The sequence below is a fragment of the Haloferax litoreum genome, from assembly GCF_009674605.1.
Taxonomy (GTDB): Archaea; Halobacteriota; Halobacteria; order Halobacteriales; family Haloferacaceae; genus Haloferax; species Haloferax litoreum.
On record NZ_WKJO01000003.1, the window covers coordinates 64,531 to 81,635 of the forward strand.

Sequence of the window (17,105 nt, forward strand, 5' to 3'; positions counted from 1 at the left end):
CGCGTCTCGCCCACGGGAGGTTAGCGTCCAGATAGTTAGAACAGCCGCCGTCTACCATGAGGACAGATGGTCGAGCGCGCTCACGTACGGGCCGCTGCGGCGGTTGCCCTCCTCGTCTGCCTCGGCGTCGTTAGCGTCGCGGCCGCCACACAATCGGCACCCACGGTGACCGACGCGACGGCCGACGACATCCGTGTCGCGCCCGCCGACGGGATGACTGTGGTGGCTACCGACTCGAACACGTGGCTCGGACGCGAGCGCGACGGACCGCGAGCGAGCGCCGAACTCGTCGCCTTCGCCGCGGACGGGACCGTTGCCTACTACAACGGGTCGCACACTCGCTACTGGGACGTAGACCCCGTCGAAGGAACCACCGCGACTGTCGAATACCTCTATTCCGACCACCTCACCCCCGAGGCCTGCGGTGGCGACGAAGTGTGTACGCGGAACGGTATCGAACGCGTGAACCTGACCACCGGCGAGGTGGAGGTTATCTACAGTCGAGTGACACCCGGAAAGCACTCCACTCGCTGGCACGACGGTGACAGAATCGACGACGATTCGTACGTCGTCGCCGACATCGCACAGGACCGTGTCTTCGTGGTGAACACGACTTCTGGACTCGTCGAGTGGGCGTGGGACGCACAGGAGGACTTCGACACGGCGACGACCGGAGGCCCGTACCCCGAAGACTGGACGCACCTCAACGACGTCGAAGTCCTCCCGAACGGCCACATTCAGGTCAGCCTTCGCAACCACGACAGAGTGGTGTATCTCGACCGTGAGACCGGTCTCGTCGAAGAGCGAACCCTCGGAGACGGGTCTCACGATATCATCTACGAGCAGCACAATCCCGACTACCTCGTCAACGACGACGGGGACGACGCCGTCCTCGTCTCCGACTCGGAGAACAACCGACTCGTCGAGTATCGCTGGACCGACGGCCGGTGGGTTCGCTCGTGGGTCTGGCAAGACGACCGACTCCAGTGGCCCCGCGACGCAGACAGACTCCCGAACGGCCACACGCTCGTGACCGACTCGAACGGAAATCGGGTCTTCGAACTGGACGAGACGGGCGAAGTCGTCTGGAGCATCCCCGTCGCGTTCCCGTACGAAGCAGAGCGACTGGGAACCGGAGACGAGAGCGAAGGCGGGCCACCGGCCCACGAACTCGGCCTCGAAAACCGGACGGCAAGCGGCCTCACCGTCGGGGGCGACGGCAGAGCGCAAGTGTCGATACTTCCCGGTCCAGTCGTCAACGCACTGTACTACATCCTCCCACAGTGGATGGGTCCCGCGGCACTCATCGCGTCCAGTCTCGCGGGCGTCGTCGCACTCGGGTGGGCCGCCCTCGAACTTCGATGGTTCCCGTACCGCGTCGAACTGAACAACCCGTTTTCGATTCGGAGACGACCATGAGAGACGGTTCGCCGAACACGAGTCGACCAGAGCGAACGGAGCACGTGGGTTCAGTCCCCACCGCGTCGGCGGGGACAGACAGACAAGTATCAGCAGGGCTCGGCCCCGCGCCGACCGACCACAACAGGAGCGTCGCCGCCGAGGTCCGCGGACTCGGCCGAGATAGCCACGCCTGGTTCGGTCTCGCCCTCCTCGCCGGCCTCGTCGTCTCCGTGACGTACGTGTCGACCCACCCGTACCCGGCGTACGGCGCGGGCTTGTACCTCGAAATCGCGGAACAGATTCGTACCGATGGATACGCGCTCCCGACGACGATTCCGTACTACGCCGGGGGAATCCCGTTCGCGTACCCGCCGCTTCAGTTCTACGTCGTCGCACTGCTCACCGACCTTGGCGTGTCGGGACTGACCGTCAGTCGGATGCTCCCCGCCGTCGTGACGATTCTCTACCTCGTCCCCTACTACGGAATCGCCACTCGACTCCTCCCGACGAGACGGCAGGCAGGGTTCGCGACGCTCGTCCTCGCGGTCACCCCGCCGGTCCTCCAGTGGCACCTCTCGGCAGGCGGTATCGTCCGCGCGTCGGCGTTCTTCTTGGCCCTCTGCGGCATCTACGCCGGGACGAGAGTCTTCATCGATAGCGAGTGGCGGTGGGTCGGGTTCGGAACCATCTGTTTCGCACTCACCATCCTCTCGCATCCGGTCTACACCGTCTTCTTCGGCCTCAGTTGGCTGATTCTGTACGCGGCGTTCGACCGCTCGGTTCGTGGACTCGTGGGCGGGGCGGTAGTCGCCGTCGGTGGTCTCGTCGTCGCCTCACCGTGGTGGATGCAGGTCGTCTCACACCACGGCGTCCAGGTGTTTACAGGTGCCGCGGGGAGTCACAGCGGCATCGCGGGCGGCCTCGGGCGACTCCTCGACCAGTTCGTCTACCCGTTCGACCCGACTGTCGTCACAGTGTTCTTCGTCGCGAGTTTCGTCTCCGCACTCGTCCTCGTCCACCGCGAGAAGTACGTCCTTCCAACGTGGCTCTTCCTCTCGGCGTACGTCCTCGGAAAAGAGCGATTCCAGTTCGTCGCGGGCGCGATGATGATATCGACGGTGTTCTTCGCCATCGCAGTCCCCCGACTGGCCGAGACGCTACGAGGGACGTTCGATACACGGCAGACGATGGCCGCCACGTTCGCCCTCGTCCTCGTCTGTGCGTTCAGCCTCGGAGGGTTCTACGCGGGGAGCGAACTCGGCTCAGCACACCACGGGAGTCCGAGTCTCCCACCGTTCTTCGACGACGACGACAGACGAGCGATGGAGTGGGCCGCAAACCACACCGACGGGAACGCCACGTTCGTCGTCTTGTCGGACGCCGCAGAGTGGTTTCCACACTACACCAAGCGACAGATACTGGTCGGTCCGTGGGGCGTCGAGTGGGTAAGTCCCGAACGGTACTACGACCAACTCGCGGCCTTCAAAGACGGGAGTACGTGCGAAAACGAGAGTTGTCTCACCGACTCCATGGCCTCGGTCGGCGCGTCGCCCGAGTACCTCTACGTCCCAGTGGGGACGTACACCGTCCGTGGCCTCGAAGCAGACGGAACCCGCGAACTGCGTGCCTCACTGGCCGAGAGTAACCGATATCGACGCGTCTACGGGAACCGTGGCGTCGTCATCTACCGCATCGTCCACTCCGAGAATTCGACCGCCGACTAGTCGGACGGATTTTCGAGAGTACCGGACAGCGACTCCGGCGAACACAACACCCATCACACCCACCGCCGAATCGAGGACCAACCGTGGCACTCGACGACACCGACGTACCTGTCGCCTACGACACCGTCGAGACACACGACGAGTTGATACGCTGGTCTCGGGCGTACTGCGCTCGGGCGGCCGAACAGCACGATTTCGCCGTCGACTTGGAACCGGTCGAGTGGGAAGTCTCCACCCGAGCGAAGCGGCGTGCTGCGGCGGTTAAGACGCCGCAGTTCGACGAGACAACAGTTGGAGAGACGGTCGACTGGGCCTCCCGTTCGACGTCCGGACAGGTGCCGACCTGTACGATGTCGCTGTCGTGGCGGGCCTTCGAATCGTTCGAGCGAGACGAGTGGGCCGCGACGCTCAGACACGAACTCGTCCACGTCGAGCAGTTTCAGGCGTACGGCGCGACCGACCACGGTCCAGCGTTCAAGCGCCGAGCAGACGCAGTCGACGCACCCTTCCGCGTCCGTCGATTCACCGACCCGAAGTACGTGCTCACCTGCACCGACTGTGGCGACGACGTCGCCTACAGATATCGCGAGTGTAAACTCGTTCGACACCCGTCGGCCTATCGCTCGTCTTGCTGTGAGGCGACGCTCTCGTGTATCCAACCCGCCGACGAGACGTGACTCGCGGGTGGGTATCGACGGTTCTGACACGCAGTTTTCTGTTCGAAAATCTCACGCAGCATTGAACGTTCGAAACGAGTGACAGTGTCGAGTCGATAACTATCTCGTAAGGTACCGTTTGTAGAACAGTTACGAAGGATGAACAGACACGATGATAGTATAGATTTCCTGTACTCTGTGATTCGATGGCCCTCAGTGTTTGTACAATTTCAAAATACACGAAATGTGGTGGATTCGAAATTACCTATAAATCCACTGACTACAACAGATAAGAGACAATTTTTTCGAAGCGTCAGTTCACGACGAACGACTCTGTCGCCGACGACGGTGAGCGAGCCTATTTTATCCTCCCCAGATGACCGAGGAGGTGAGTAGAGCAGCATGCGACACGTTCCAGGAACCTTCTCGATAGCGGCACGTGACCCGGCGACGAGCACCTTCGGCGCGGCAGTAACCACCGGAACCGTCTCCGTGGGCGCAACCTGCCCGTACGTGAGCGCCAACGGCGCAGCAGTGACACAATCGTACACCAAGACGGAGCACGGACGCGACGCCGTCGCGCGCGCAGACGACGGTGAGCACATCGACGATGCCTTCGCCGACTTGCTCGCCGGCGACGACTACGCCGCTTATCGGCAGGTCCACGGCGTCGGAACGGAGAACGAGTACACCTTCACGGGTGAGGAGTGTGTCGACTGGGCGGGCCACCGCGTCGGCGACGACTACACCGTCGCGGGCAACATGCTCGCCGGGAGCGACGTGGTCGACGCAACCGCCGAGGCGTACGAGTCCACCGACGGCGACATGGCCGGACGCCTCGTCTCGGCGCTCGAAGCGGGCGAGGCCGCGGGCGGTGACGACCGAGGCGAGATGAGCGCCGCGATTCTCGTCCACGCGCCCGAACCCGAATTCTACCACAACCTTCGCGTCGACCTCTCGGCCGACCCGGTCGGCGACCTTCGAGAGTTACTCGCCGAAGCACGACGGGCAAAAGAACAGATACGGTCGGAGACGGACCACCTCTTCGGTGACTATCCCGACGAGATACTGGACTTCGGTGTGAAGTACTGAAACGGGCGTCGCCGTCTCCAAAAAGGGCGTTCGTGGGGTGCCCCTGAAGGCGTGAGTGCCTCAGTCCGAGTCTGCCGTGTTAGTCTCGGCCCGTTTCAACGGGGTGATGAACGAGTCGCGTTCGCTCATCTCCGCTTCCGAGAGGTGACACGAGATGTAGTGGTCCGTGTCTTCCATCGCTTCCAGTTCGGGTCGTTCCTGCTCGCAGACGTCGCCAATCTTCTTCGGACAGCGTGTCTGGAACGGACATCCCGACGGCGGGTTGATGGGACTCGGAACACTCCCTTCGAGGAGGATGCGATCGGTCTGGCGGTTCGGGTTCGCGTGTGGAACCGCCGACAGCAGACTCTCGGTGTAGGGGTGGAACGGCGGTGAGAACACCTCGTCGATGCCTCCGAACTCCGCAATCTTCCCGAGGTACATCACCGCCACGCGGTCACAGATGTGCCGGATAACGCCGATGTTGTGCGAGATGAACAGGTACGAGATGTTCTCTTCGGCCTGAATCTCGTTGAGCAGGTTGAGAATCTGCGCTTGGACACTCACGTCGAGTGCCGAGACCGGTTCGTCACACACGATGAGTTTCGGTTCGACGGCGAGGGCGTGCGCGATAGCGACGCGTTGTTGCTGCCCGCCGGAGAACTCGTGTGGGTACTTACTCGCCGCCCCCCGCGAGAGACCGACGCGGACCAGCAGGTCGCCCACCCGTTCGCGCTTCTCTTCGCCCGTCGCGATGCCGTGTTTCTCCATCGCGCGACCGATGATTTGGCCGACCGTCTTCCGCGGATTGAGCGAACTCTGCGGGTCCTGGAAAATCATCTGCATCTCGCGGCGCAGACTCCGAACCTCCGAGGAACCGAGTTCGTGCAGCGGTTGTCCCTCGAAGTAGACTTCACCCTCGGTGGGTTCGAGGAGACGAAGTGCGGTGCGGGCCACGGTGGACTTTCCACACCCGGACTCACCGACGAGTCCGACGGTCTCTCCGGGGTACACGTCGAAACTCACGTCGTCGACAGCCTTGACGTACCGGCGTTCTATCGTCGGCAGGCCACCACCGTCGAACGACAGGTGGACGTTTCCGAAGATGCCCTCGCCCGCGCTGAAGTACTTCTTCAGGTTGCGGACCTCGAACAGTGGGTCGCCGCTGCGGTCTATCTCCCTCCGTCCGGCCCCCGCTTCGGGGACCGTACTCTCCGAGAGGTCGAGGTCGTCGGCGTGGATACACGCCGCGCGCGACGAGGAATCGCCCACGCTTTCGAGCGCTGGGTCGCCGCCAGACCGACACGCCTCGGTGGCGTTCGGACAGCGGGGTGCGAAGTTACACCCACTCGGGAGGTTCCCGAGGTCAGGCATCGCGCCGTCGAGCGTCGGCAGTTCGTCGTAGTCGGTGTCGACCTCCGGGATGGAGTCGATGAGCGCACGCGTGTAGGGGTGTCGCGGACGCTCGAACAGGTCATCGAGTTCGGCCGTCTCGACGAGGTTCCCGGCGTACATCACGCCGACGTGGTCACACGTCTGTGCGACGACGCCGAGGTTGTGCGTAATCATCAGGACTGCCGTTCCTTCGCGCTCTTGCATCTCGTTGAGCAGGTCGAGAATTTTCGCCTGCGTCGTCACGTCGAGCGCGGTGGTCGGTTCGTCCGCGATGATGAGGTCCGGTTCGCACGAGAACCCGATGGCGACGAGCACGCGTTGGCGCATGCCACCGGAGAACTCGTGCGGGTAGTCGTCGATGCGTTCGGCGGCGTCCGGGATGCCGACTTCGTCCATCGACTCGATGGCGAGTTCGCGCGCCCGGTCTTTCGAGACATCCTGGTGGCGACGAATCGTCTCGGTGATTTGCTGGCCGACGGTCATCACCGGGTTGAGCGACGACATCGGGTCCTGCGGAATCATCGCGATGCGGTTGCCGCGGATGTCGCGCATCTCGGCGTCCGTCTTCTGAAGCAGGTCTTCGCCGTCGAAGACGACCTGTCCACCGGTGATTTCGCCCGGCGAGTCGATGAGACGCATGACGGAACGCGCCGTGACGGACTTCCCTGCGCCAGACTCACCGACGAGACCCATGGTCTCACCGCGGTCGAGCGAGAACGATACCTCGTTGGAGGCGACGATTGGCCCCTCGTCGGTGCGGAACTCGGTTCTGAGTCCGCGCACGTCGAGGAGTGGGCCGTCGTCGGCCTCGCGGTCTGTCGTCGTTGCGTGCGTGCTCATTCTATCGCCTCCACCTTCGGGTCGAGGACGTCGCGCAGACCGTCACCGAGCATGTTGAACCCGACGACGGCGATACCGATAGCCAGCGCGGGGAACAGGAGCATCCACGGCGCAGTCTCCATGAACCCGCGACCGGTGTTTATCATCAGCCCCCACGATGGCTTCGGCGGTTGGGCACCGAGGCCGAGGAACGAGAGACTCGCCTCCGCGAGGATGGCGAAGGAGATGTTCAGCGACCCCTGCACAAGCATGGGTGCCGTACAGTTCGGGAATACCTCGCTGAAGATGATACGCGAGTCGCTCTCGCCGCGGGCGACTGCGGCCTCGACGTACGCCTCGTTACGCTCGGCTAACGCCGCACTCCGCGACACGCGGGCGATGTAGGGCGTATAGACGAACGCCAAGGCGATGATGACGTTACTCAACTCCGGACCGAGCACGACGAGGAGCGTCAGTGCGAGCAGGACCGGCGGGAACGCCATCGCGGCGTCCATGATACGCATCAGTATCTCGTCCGTCAACCCGCCAGCGTATCCGGCGACGACGCCGATGACGGCTCCGACGACGAGTGCGCCGGAGATAGCACCGAACCCGACGTACAGCGAGATTCGACTGCCCATGACGACGCGACTGAAGATGTCACGACCCAGGTCGTCGGTGCCGAACGGGTGTTCGACCGACGGGGCCTGCGAGCGGTCTTCGATGTTCGTCTGGTCGATGGGGTACGGTGCGATGATGGGTGCGAAGATAGCGGTGAGCACGAGTAGCACCACGATGGTGAACCCGAGCATCGCCTTGGTGTTGCTCCGGAACTTCCGGACGAACCGGGCGATACGCTCGCGTTGCGACTGCGAGATGAGGGGGCGACTCTCGTCGGACCCTTGCTCGGTCGCCATCAGTCGTCACCTCCGTAGCGGATACGGGGGTCGAAGTACGCGTACAGCAGGTCTGCGGCGAAGTTCGAGAACATGTAGATGAGTGCGACCACGACGATGCACCCCTGAATGAGGGGGATGTCGCGGCTCTGAATCGCGGTCAGGGTCAACCGGCCGATACCGGGCCAGAAGAACACCTCTTCGAGGACGACAACCCCGCCGAACGCGTAACTGAACTGGAACGCGATGACCGTGATGACGGGGATGACGGCGTTCTTGAGTGCGTGCCGAAGGACGATGACGCGTTGGCTCATCCCCTTCGCACGCGCGAGGTTGATGTACTCCTCGCTCAGGACTTCGAGCATCGACGACCGGGTCATCCGCATGATGTAGGCGGTGAGTGCGAATCCCATCGCCCCCGCGGGCAAGACGAGTCGCGTGAGCGACCCGACGAGGTCCTCACTCGGCGAGACGTACCCGCCGGTCGGAAAGAGGTTCAGCCAGACGGCGAACACCAAGATGAACACCAACCCCCAGAGGAAGATTGGCATCGAGATACCGACGAACGCGAACATCGACGCGGTGACGTCGGGTGCTTCGTTCTGGTTGATTGCGGCGTAGACGCCGAGCGGAATCGACAGCACGACGGCCACGAACGTCGCGGCGAACGCGAGCATCAGCGAACGAGGCAGACGCTCGGCGATGAGCGCCGAAACCGGCTCACCGAATCGCAGTGATTCGCCCATGTTCCCCTGGAGAAGTCCGATGACCCAGTCGATGTACTGCACGTACAGCGGTCGGTTGAGTCCCAGTTGGGTTTGGAGCGCTTCGAGCGACTGTTCGGTCGCGTTGGGGCCCAAGATGAGGAGGGCCACGTCACCGGGGAGGATGTTGGTGACGGCGAAGGCGATGAGCGTGACGAAGAACAGCGTCACCGCCATGAAGCCAACGCGCCGAAAGACGTAGTTGTACATCGACATTGTGTGAAAGTGTGAGTGAAGTCGGTGTTAGCGGTCGAGCCAGTTGTCGGAGAACTGCAACGTCGACCCGTCGGGCGCACCGATGTCACCCTTGTACTGCGAGGCAGCACCGTACAGGCTCGGTTGCCACCACAGGAACATGTGGCCGGCGCGTTCGTCGTGGAGAATCTGCGTCGCTTCGTGGTAGAGTTCTGCACGCTCGTCTTCGTCGTAGATGGTGCGCGCTTCCTCGACGAGGGAGTTGTACTCGTCGTTCGTCCAGTTCGTGAAGAAGAACGCCCCGTCGGGGTGCAGGAACTTGTAGAACGACACGTCGGGGTACCACAGTGCGAGGTAGGAACTCGTCGTCGCCTGGAAGTCGCGCTTCGAGTAGACGTCCGAGAGCCACGTACTCCACGTAATCTGCTGGATTTCGAGGTTGATGCCCACTTCGGCGGCGTCTGCGGCGATGACCTCTGCGGCCTGCACCTGCGTCGGGTAGGACTGCGGAATCTTGAACGTCGCCGTGTAGCCGTCGGACATGCCGGCGGCGTCGAGGTGTTCCTGCGCCTTTTCGAGGTCACGCGGACGCGGTTCGACGTCTGGGTTGACCCACGGACTGCCGGGTGCTGCCGGGGACGCCGTCGTCTGGCCGGTGCCGTAGAGGGCCGCTTCTGCGACCTTCTCCTTGTCGATGGCGTAGTCGAGTGCGAGGCGGGCGTCCTTGTTGTCGAACGGTGCCACGTCGCAGTTCATGCCGAGGTAGACGAGCGACTTGGGGAACTGCTTCTCGAAGCGCACGTCGGGAGCCTGTTCGACGCGAGAGACGTCCTTCGGCGCGATGCCGTTGATGAAGTCGTACTCGCCGGCGAGGAACGACTGGAGACGGACGCTCGGGTCGGGAATCTCGCTCTTGACGATTTTGTCGATGAACGGACCGTCTTCGTCGGACGCGCCCCAGTAGTCCTCGTTGCGGACCATCGTGAACGACGTCTCGATTTCACGGCTCTCGAACTTGTACGGGCCAGTCCCGATGGGTTCTTCGACCATGTCCTTCGCGGCGTTCTCCGCTGGCATGACCGAGAGTTCCGCCGTCGCCATCTTCGCGAGGAAGGGCGCGAACGGCTGGTTGAGTTTAATCTCGAAGGTGTAGTCGTCGGGGGCACGGAGTTCGTCGACGAACTCGAAGAAGCCAGTCGCGAGGTAGTCTCCGTTCTGGACGCGCTCGTAACTCGCGAGCACGTCTTCGGAGGTCATCTCCTTGCCGTTGTGGAACATGACGCCCTCGCGGAGTTCGAACGTCAGGAGCGTGTTGTCGTCGGACTGGTCGAACGACTTCGCGAGGTGCGGCTCGATGGAGTAGTCGTCCTGCAGTGCGACGACTTCCTCGTACACGTTCTCTAAGACGCGCTTCGACGCCGCCGAGGTGTCGATGTGTGGGTCGAGGCCCTGCACCGGGACTGCGCCGCCCCACTGGAGCGTGCCACCCTGCTTACCGCCGCTCGCTTCGGTCGTGTCGGTGTCGTCGCCGGACTCACTGTCGGTGTCGCCACCTTCGTCGCCACCGCTGCCGCCGGACTCTCCGCCATCGCCGCCACCCGTACAGCCTGCGAGTGCGGCAGCACCCGTCGTCGCTGCTGCACCGAGGAAGGTACGGCGGTCGAACCGTCCACGGAGCGAACCATCGCCGCTGCTATCGGGAGATTCGGTCCCCTTGTCATTCTCTTGCATATAGAGCCTCAAATCCGCTAATGTGTGATAAAAATTGTGGTTGTACGGGATTAAATGTGCTACTGTCGACCATAAATAACAGTTAAGTAACATTATGCCGACCAGAGGTCGGCAGAGAAATTGACAATACAAAGTTCTATATCGTATAGAGCACCAGTTTTAGACATATGTCCACAACAACTCAGCGTCCCCGAGAGGCCAGTGTCGCGTTCGTCTCCCCGCCGAGTCGTGTCGACTACGCCGCCGGAATCGACGCCGTGTTGTCGGCAGTCCTGCCAAATACGCGACTTCGCACCCACCACTTCGACGCACGAGGAACCCTCCCCGACCCAAACCAGTTCGACGTCGTCGTCGTCACGGGGTCGTACGTACGAGTCGCAGACAGAGACCCGTGGGCGGTGCACCTCCAGCAGTACGTCCGGAAGCGTGTCGATTCCGACCGTCCACTTCTCGGCGTCTGTTTCGGGCACCAATTCCTCGCCGACTCACTCGGTGGAGAAGTCGAACGACTCCCGACCGGTGCGGCAGGATACCGGACAGTCTCGCTCACCGACGGTGGACGTGCGCACCCAGCCTTCGTCGACGTTCCCGACACCTTCGACACGTTCCTGTGGCACGTGGACCACGTCACTCGCCTCCCAGACGAGGCGATTGTGTTGGCCCGCGCCGACGACACTATCCAAGCGTTCGCACTGGCGGACCACCCAGTGATGGGAATCCAATTCCACCCCGAAGTGACACCAGTGATAGCCCGAAAACTCGTCGAGGGTGCCGACGAGGCGTCCCCGCCGTCCGACGATGTGTGCGAGACGCTGACAGACGAACGTGCTACGTCTGTTCGTACATCCCGACGAGTCTACCGTGACTTCCTCCGCGACGCACTCGACGCGAGTGCAGATATCACCCATTCCCAAACACGTAAATAGAGTTAGTTACGACTCGGCCAGTATGCGAGTCAACCAGCAGCGACTCCGCAGTGACATCGAGTCGAACGCGGAGTTCGGTGCCGTCCCCACGGACGAGGGTCGAGGGCGGACGGTACTCACCGGGAGCGAAGCGGACCGTCGGGCGAGAGAGTTCTTCTGCGAACGACTTCGAGACGCCGGTCTCTCTATCTCTATCGATGAGGTCGGAAACATCGTCGGCCGCTGGGTCCCCGAGAGTGCAGACCCCGACGCCGCACCGGTTGCGACGGGGAGTCACCTCGATTCCGTCCCCGAAGGCGGTATCTTCGACGGTCCACTCGGTGTCTACGCGGGTCTGGAGAGTATTCGGGCGATGCAGGACGCCGGCGTCGAACCCGTTCGCCCCGTGGAAGTCGTCAACTTCACCGAAGAAGAGGGCCAGCGATTCGACGGTGGACTCATCGGGTCCGCCGTGGCAGTCGGCGAGATGACGAGCGACGAAGCACTGGAGATAGAAGACGAAGACGGCATTCCTCTCGGAGACGCCCTCGCCGACATCGGCTATCGGGGCGAAGACCGAATCGACGCCTCCGAGTGGGACTCGTGGATAGAACTCCACATCGAGCAGTCGGAACGACTCGAAGACGCCGACGTTCCCGCCGGTGTCGTGACGAGTATCGTCGGTCTCTCTCGCTGTTCTGTCGAGATTACCGGTGAGGCAGACCACGCCGGGTCGACACTCATGGACGACCGGTCCGACGCACTCGCTGCCGCTAGCGAATTCGTCCTCGATATCGAAGAGGCGACGAACGAGCGAACCGAGGTTTCGGAGACGGCAGTCGGGACCGTCGGGAAACTGGACGTGTCCCCAAACGCCCCGAACGTCATCTCGGGGAAGGTGTCGCTGACCGTCGACGTTCGGGACGTGGAGTACGACTCCATCGAGTACATCATCGACGAGGCACAGGCGAGTCTCGACCGCATCGAAGACGAACGCCCAGTCGAGACGACGCTTACCCACCCGTGGGACCGACACCCAGTCGAGATGAGTGACCGCTGTTGCGACGCGCTTCACGAGGCCGGGTCCGACGCAGACCTCGAGACGCTCGACCTCCACTCGGGTGCTGGTCACGATACGATGCACGTGGCAGAAGTCACGGACGCCGCACTCCTCTTCGCCCCGTCACGCGACGGAATCTCGCACAACCCCCGAGAGTGGACCGACTGGGAGGACTGTGCCGACGCGACGCGAGTCCTCGCCGGTGCACTCACCAAACTCGCGACTGAGTAGACCGCCACGGTACCAGAACACACCCTCGAACCACTCGCTGCTGTCGATATCTCTGGACCCTCCCACCATCTTCTGACACGCGCCGCTATTTTTCGCCCCGTCAGACACCATCGATTCGACTATCTACATCGAGTACGGCCGGGAACCGGCCAGAGCGTGCCGCACAGTCACCGCACCACCAGACAGGGTCGTCTCGTAAGCGAACTGGGTTTACACTATGGAAACACACAGTCTTATTTGGCAATATCGGCCCCGATAAGGCCCCAATCGACAGTTCACGATTCAACACGATTGAACACCGCTCTGGGAGACTGCGATTCGACAGGATACAGCCAGTATCAGTACAGTTGGAAGTTCTCGAAATACAAACAGCTATGGTTCCGGGGCGAAGACGTGGACTATGGCAGACGAACACACGAACGGTTCGCCGCGGACCCTCAAGACGGTGTCTCGTGCGTTCGACGTGGTTCGGGCGTTAGAGGAGTTAGACGGGGCGGGAGTGACGGAGTTGGCAGACCACCTCGACCTCTCGAAGAGCGTCGTCTACAACTACCTGAGCACACTCCGCGAGGAGAAGTTCGTGGTGAAGGAGGGTGACACCTACCAACTTTCCCTGCAGTTCCTCCTCGTGGGCGAGTACGTGCGCTACCAGAACATCCTCTACCGAATCGGAAAGCCAGAGATAGAAGAACTCGCCGAGAAGACGGGCGAGTACGCCCACTTGGCCACAGAGCAACACGGACTCGGCGTCAACCTGTACAAGGTGAGTGGAGAGACTGCCGTCGGGAGCGACTATCAGGTGAACAAACTCCAGCGAGCAGACTACCTGCACTTCTCTGCGACTGGCAAAGCCATTCTGGCGCACCTCCCACGTGAGCGTGTCGACTGGATTATCGACCAGTACGGACTCCCGGCGAAGACAGCACAGACGATTACCGACCGCGAGGAACTCTTCGACGAGTTAGAGACGGTCCGCGAACGCGGGTACTCGCTCAACGACGAAGAGGAGATAAAGGGTCTCCAAGCAATCGGCGCCCCCGTGACGAATCGACACGGCCGCGTCCTCGGTTCCATCAGCGTCTCTGGGCCCGTTCGGCGGATGAAGCAACCCGAGTACCACCAGAACCTCATCGAGAGCGTCGTCAACACCGCGAACGTCATCGAAGTGAACGTCAACATGGAAGAGTCGGACGACGAGTTTCCGACGTTCAGCTAACGACGCAACCCCGTTACACGAGTATTCTTGTAAAGCCTCGAGCGGGTCACCGACAGTCCGTCGGAGTTCACAAACTGCGAACCACGCAGTGGGAGTTTGGTCGATGGCGACACGACCACTCAGCGCCGCTTCACGGCCACGCCGACTCTTCTCGCGTTTCTCTGCCCAGAAAGGAGAGTTTCGGTCTGGTACTGCCGACAACGACTCCGAGAGGACAAATCTACACGACTGAACGATTCTCTCGGGTCGGCGACAACGAGACTGAGTCGTTCGACCAAAAGTCACCAATCGAACTGTGTTTCGCGCTTTTTCGGCAAGATATTTTCGATATCAGAACAGAATATAGACAAACAAGAGGCACAGTCTCGAAGAGTTATATTTCAGTGACTCTCGTATGACTCTCGTCGAGTGCTGCTGCGTCTTCGGGGAGGAGGGCGACGACGACGTACTCGGCGTGTTCGTGCACGTATTCGACCAGTGCAGCGATTCGCTCGGAGTCGATAGCTTCGAGTGAGTCGAGAAGCATGAACGGAAGTCGTTCAGCGACGTCGTGGACGAGGTATCCGGCGAGGCCGAAGACGAGACCGATGACTTCACGCTCGCTTTCACTCAGGTGGTCGACCGTGTCCTCGTAGACGGACCCAGACTCGGTCTGCCGGACGATGTGGAGGTTGAACTGGCTTTGTTCCTGTGTGCGTCCACGCCCAGAGCGTTCCCGACGGACTCGCTCGATCCAGACGCGTTCGATGTTTTCGTACTGGAGAATGTCCAGTACGCGTTCCATGTGGTCGTTGAACGATTCGACTGCGTCGGCCTCGATACGGTCGATTCGGCCGCGGAGTTCCTGAATCTCGTCGTCGATTTCTGCTCGCCGCGCTTCGTGTTCGGCGAGTTCGTCTCGTTTCATTCGCGCTTCGTCGAGTTTCTCACGGACGCGTTCTCGTTCGGTTTCGAGTCGCTCACGTTCGAGTTCGGCGCGGTTCGCTTTGGAGTGGAGTTCGACCAACTCGTCCGTCTCGTCGTCTACGTCCTCGGCTTTCGCTTCGACGGTCGTAATCTCCTCGCGGAGTTCGTCTTGCCGTGCTTCGAGGTTCTCGATTCGGTCGAGTGTCTCTTCGCGTTCGGCGACGGTCTGTTCTAACCGAGACGAGAGTTCTCGGCGACGATTTCGGCGTTCTTCGATGGTGTCCAGTCGAGCGGAGAGGTCGTCGATTTCTTCGCGGGCCGTCCGTCGGTCCGCGGCCAGTGACGCACGGTACTTTTCGAGGTGTTCGACGGTCGCTTCGATGGTCTCCGAGGAGACTTCGGACCCACAGGTCCAACAGACGACCTGGTCGCCACCGAGGAGTTGGTCGGTGACACTGCCGCCGTCGTCCTCACCACGAAGCGCGTCCGCAACGTCACTGCTCCCGCCCGAGAGCATCGACTCGTTCACGCGAACGATGTTCTGAATCTCGTTCATCTGCGATTCGAGTTCGCGGACACGTTCACGTCGATTCGACAGTTTCGATTCGAGTTCAGAGGGCGAATCGGACGACTCGTCGGGAAGTTCGTCCAGTGCCTCGCGGATGTCTTCCTCGTCGTCTCGGAGGGCTTCGAGACTCTGGCGCTCGGTTTCGAGGCGGAATCGGACGTTTTCGAGCGTCGAACGCAAGTCGTTGAGTCGGTCGAGCAGTTCGTTGTCGCCAGTGTCCGAACGCTCGGCCGCCTCGATTTCGCCTTCCAGTGCTTCGAGTCGCTCGCGAGCGTCTTCGATTTTGGCGTCGAGTTCTGCCTCGCGTTGCTCCAGGTTCCCAATCGACCGTTCCAGCGAGTCTGCTTCGTTCAGTCGCTCGTCGAGGTTTCGACGCTCTGCTTCCAACTGCGTAATCTGGGCTTCGATGGCCGTGGTGTCGACCGGACGCATGATGAGTTCGCGCAAGTCGTCGCCACGTTCGACGGCCCGACGGGCCTCGTTCGACTCCAACAAGAACGCGAAGAGGTCAGCGAGTTCGGGGTCAGACAGATACGGGTCGCCCTTCGTGACCGTGTTCGACCCCTTTCGACGGAGGACACGCGTAAACGTCTCGTCGCCGACTGTGAGGCTCACCTCACCTTCGTCCGCGTCGGCCTTCAGCGACGCCCGATTGCTTCCGAGGGCAGCCATCAACGCCTGCAGGAACGAGGTTCGGTTGGTAGCGTTACGCCCGACGAGAATCGTAATCCCGGGCTCGAATTCGACGTGAGTTCGTTCGATTCCTCCGATATTCCGCGCCTCGACGGTGACGCCGGCAGCGCGACTCGTGACAGTCATGCATGTTACCAGTGAGTATCCATAGATAATAGTTCGTATTTGATTACACCCGTATCGGTGTAATGGAAACGGTTATGCTCGTCGGTCGATTCGGTTGGATACATGGCAGACGAGCGACCGAACCCAACGAACTCGAAAGTCGGGCGACTCATCGAGTCCCACGGATTGAACGGACTCGGTGAGGAGTTGGAGAATCGGTGGACCGCCGACGAAGACGCAGACAGTCTCCGGACCCTCGCCGACGTGTTTAACCACGAGTTGTTGAAAGCCGAAGCGACAGACGCCGGTCTCGACCTGCTCGACGGTGAGGTTGCGACGTTCTACGACGCACTCGTCGACGACGAGGCGACGGGTGCAGAGCGGACTCGTGTCCGTGGCCGACTCGAACGGGCCGGTATCGACGTCGACAAACTTCAGACCGACTTCGTCTCGCATCAGGCGATACACACGTACTTGACTTCGTACCGGGGGGCATCCAAAGAACGCAAACGGAGCGACCCGAAAGAGCGTGTCCAGCGACTTCGTGGGCGACTCGTCGCAGTCACCGAGAGCGCGCTGGAATCGGCGGTGAATCGAGACGACATCGTGGTCGGGTCCCCCGACGTTCTCGTCGACGTGCAAGTGTTCTGTGCCGACTGCGGAAGCCAGTACGGGTTCGACGAACTGGTCGAACGCGGTGGGTGCGACTGCCAGTAATATATTGATATATACGCAATACTGATTCGGGCTACGTCGTGTGTACGAGTTC

General features: G+C 61.6%; 13 protein-coding genes. 8 read left to right on the plus strand and 5 right to left on the minus strand.

What is annotated here, in order from left to right:
• The first annotated feature begins 66 nt into the window (after positions 1 to 66).
• The 4 genes from GJR96_RS17145 (at position 67) to GJR96_RS17160 (ending at position 4,873) form a co-directional block, all read left to right on the plus strand.
• The gene (locus tag GJR96_RS17145) at positions 67 to 1,419 is read left to right on the plus strand and encodes an aryl-sulfate sulfotransferase (protein ID WP_151164741.1); all 1,353 of its coding nucleotides are present in this window, start codon (positions 67 to 69) and stop codon (positions 1,417 to 1,419) included.
• Entirely contained in the window at positions 1,416 to 3,125 is a 1,710-nt protein-coding gene (locus GJR96_RS17150; protein WP_151164742.1) for an ArnT family glycosyltransferase, read from the plus strand. The genes GJR96_RS17145 and GJR96_RS17150 overlap by 4 nt, the downstream gene beginning before the upstream one ends.
• 83 nt (positions 3,126 to 3,208) lie before the next feature.
• Positions 3,209 to 3,802: a SprT-like domain-containing protein gene (locus tag GJR96_RS17155; RefSeq protein ID WP_151164743.1), complete on the plus strand. Its 594-nt coding sequence runs from the start codon at positions 3,209 to 3,211 to the stop codon at positions 3,800 to 3,802.
• 381 nt (positions 3,803 to 4,183) lie between these two features.
• Positions 4,184 to 4,873 carry a DUF1028 domain-containing protein gene (locus GJR96_RS17160; protein WP_151164744.1) on the plus strand — a complete coding sequence of 230 codons (690 nt, stop codon included), beginning with the start codon at positions 4,184 to 4,186 and terminating at the stop codon, positions 4,871 to 4,873.
• 60 nt (positions 4,874 to 4,933) lie between these two features.
• On the opposite strand, the gene GJR96_RS17165 is transcribed toward GJR96_RS17160, so the two are convergent.
• From GJR96_RS17165 to GJR96_RS17180, 4 genes are read right to left on the minus strand one after another with little or no spacing between them, the layout of a single operon-like run.
• On the minus strand, positions 4,934 to 7,087 hold the full coding sequence (locus tag GJR96_RS17165) for a dipeptide ABC transporter ATP-binding protein (RefSeq protein WP_151164745.1): 2,154 nt from the start codon (positions 7,085 to 7,087) through the stop codon (positions 4,934 to 4,936).
• Positions 7,084 to 7,983 carry an ABC transporter permease gene (locus tag GJR96_RS17170; protein WP_151164746.1) on the minus strand — a complete coding sequence of 300 codons (900 nt, stop codon included), beginning with the start codon at positions 7,981 to 7,983 and terminating at the stop codon, positions 7,084 to 7,086. Before GJR96_RS17170 ends, GJR96_RS17165 begins: the two co-directional genes overlap by 4 nt.
• Positions 7,983 to 8,942 (minus strand): ABC transporter permease, encoded by a 960-nt coding sequence (locus tag GJR96_RS17175; protein WP_151164747.1) that lies wholly within the window; start codon positions 8,940 to 8,942, stop codon positions 7,983 to 7,985. Before GJR96_RS17175 ends, GJR96_RS17170 begins: the two co-directional genes overlap by 1 nt.
• Before the next feature lie 27 nt (positions 8,943 to 8,969).
• Complete coding sequence (locus tag GJR96_RS17180) at positions 8,970 to 10,652, minus strand: ABC transporter substrate-binding protein (RefSeq protein WP_151164748.1); 1,683 nt, start codon at positions 10,650 to 10,652, stop codon at positions 8,970 to 8,972.
• A 167-nt stretch (positions 10,653 to 10,819) separates the two neighbouring features.
• Between GJR96_RS17180 and GJR96_RS17185 the strand changes: the two genes are divergently transcribed.
• The 3 genes from GJR96_RS17185 to GJR96_RS17195 all read left to right on the plus strand — a co-directional run bounded on the left by GJR96_RS17185 (position 10,820) and on the right by GJR96_RS17195 (position 14,064).
• The gene (locus tag GJR96_RS17185) at positions 10,820 to 11,578 is read left to right on the plus strand and encodes a type 1 glutamine amidotransferase (RefSeq protein ID WP_151164749.1); all 759 of its coding nucleotides are present in this window, start codon (positions 10,820 to 10,822) and stop codon (positions 11,576 to 11,578) included.
• Between the two features lie 22 nt (positions 11,579 to 11,600).
• Positions 11,601 to 12,848, plus strand: coding sequence for a Zn-dependent hydrolase (locus GJR96_RS17190; RefSeq protein WP_151164750.1), 1,248 nt, complete (start codon positions 11,601 to 11,603; stop codon positions 12,846 to 12,848).
• A gap of 400 nt (positions 12,849 to 13,248) precedes the next feature.
• Complete coding sequence (locus GJR96_RS17195; protein ID WP_151164751.1) at positions 13,249 to 14,064, plus strand: IclR family transcriptional regulator; 816 nt, start codon at positions 13,249 to 13,251, stop codon at positions 14,062 to 14,064.
• A gap of 373 nt (positions 14,065 to 14,437) precedes the next feature.
• Here the strand turns inward: GJR96_RS17195 and GJR96_RS17200 are convergent, their stop codons facing one another.
• Positions 14,438 to 16,357 carry an archaea-specific SMC-related protein gene (locus GJR96_RS17200; protein ID WP_151164752.1) on the minus strand — a complete coding sequence of 640 codons (1,920 nt, stop codon included), beginning with the start codon at positions 16,355 to 16,357 and terminating at the stop codon, positions 14,438 to 14,440.
• A gap of 102 nt (positions 16,358 to 16,459) precedes the next feature.
• Between GJR96_RS17200 and rdfA the strand changes: the two genes are divergently transcribed.
• A complete protein-coding gene (gene rdfA, locus GJR96_RS17205; RefSeq protein WP_151164753.1) occupies positions 16,460 to 17,053 on the plus strand; it encodes a rod-determining factor RdfA in 594 nt (197 codons plus the stop codon).
• The last annotated feature ends 52 nt before the right edge of the window (positions 17,054 to 17,105 follow it).

Bases quoted from the DNA above. Each gene is read 5' to 3' on its own strand.
- GJR96_RS17175 (WP_151164747.1), bottom strand. From the start codon at position 8,942: ATGTCGATGTACAACTACGTCTTTCGGCGCGTTGGCTTCATGGCGGTG.
- GJR96_RS17150 (WP_151164742.1), top strand. From the start codon at position 1,416: ATGAGAGACGGTTCGCCGAACACGAGTCGACCAGAGCGAACGGAGCAC.
- GJR96_RS17200 (WP_151164752.1), bottom strand. From the start codon at position 16,357: ATGACTGTCACGAGTCGCGCTGCCGGCGTCACCGTCGAGGCGCGGAAT.
- GJR96_RS17165 (WP_151164745.1), bottom strand. From the start codon at position 7,087: ATGAGCACGCACGCAACGACGACAGACCGCGAGGCCGACGACGGCCCA.
- GJR96_RS17190 (WP_151164750.1), top strand. From the start codon at position 11,601: ATGCGAGTCAACCAGCAGCGACTCCGCAGTGACATCGAGTCGAACGCG.
- rdfA (WP_151164753.1), top strand. From the start codon at position 16,460: ATGGCAGACGAGCGACCGAACCCAACGAACTCGAAAGTCGGGCGACTC.
- GJR96_RS17195 (WP_151164751.1), top strand. From the start codon at position 13,249: ATGGCAGACGAACACACGAACGGTTCGCCGCGGACCCTCAAGACGGTG.
- GJR96_RS17185 (WP_151164749.1), top strand. From the start codon at position 10,820: ATGTCCACAACAACTCAGCGTCCCCGAGAGGCCAGTGTCGCGTTCGTC.
- GJR96_RS17145 (WP_151164741.1), top strand. From the start codon at position 67: ATGGTCGAGCGCGCTCACGTACGGGCCGCTGCGGCGGTTGCCCTCCTC.
- GJR96_RS17160 (WP_151164744.1), top strand. From the start codon at position 4,184: ATGCGACACGTTCCAGGAACCTTCTCGATAGCGGCACGTGACCCGGCG.
- GJR96_RS17180 (WP_151164748.1), bottom strand. From the start codon at position 10,652: ATGCAAGAGAATGACAAGGGGACCGAATCTCCCGATAGCAGCGGCGAT.
- GJR96_RS17170 (WP_151164746.1), bottom strand. From the start codon at position 7,983: ATGGCGACCGAGCAAGGGTCCGACGAGAGTCGCCCCCTCATCTCGCAG.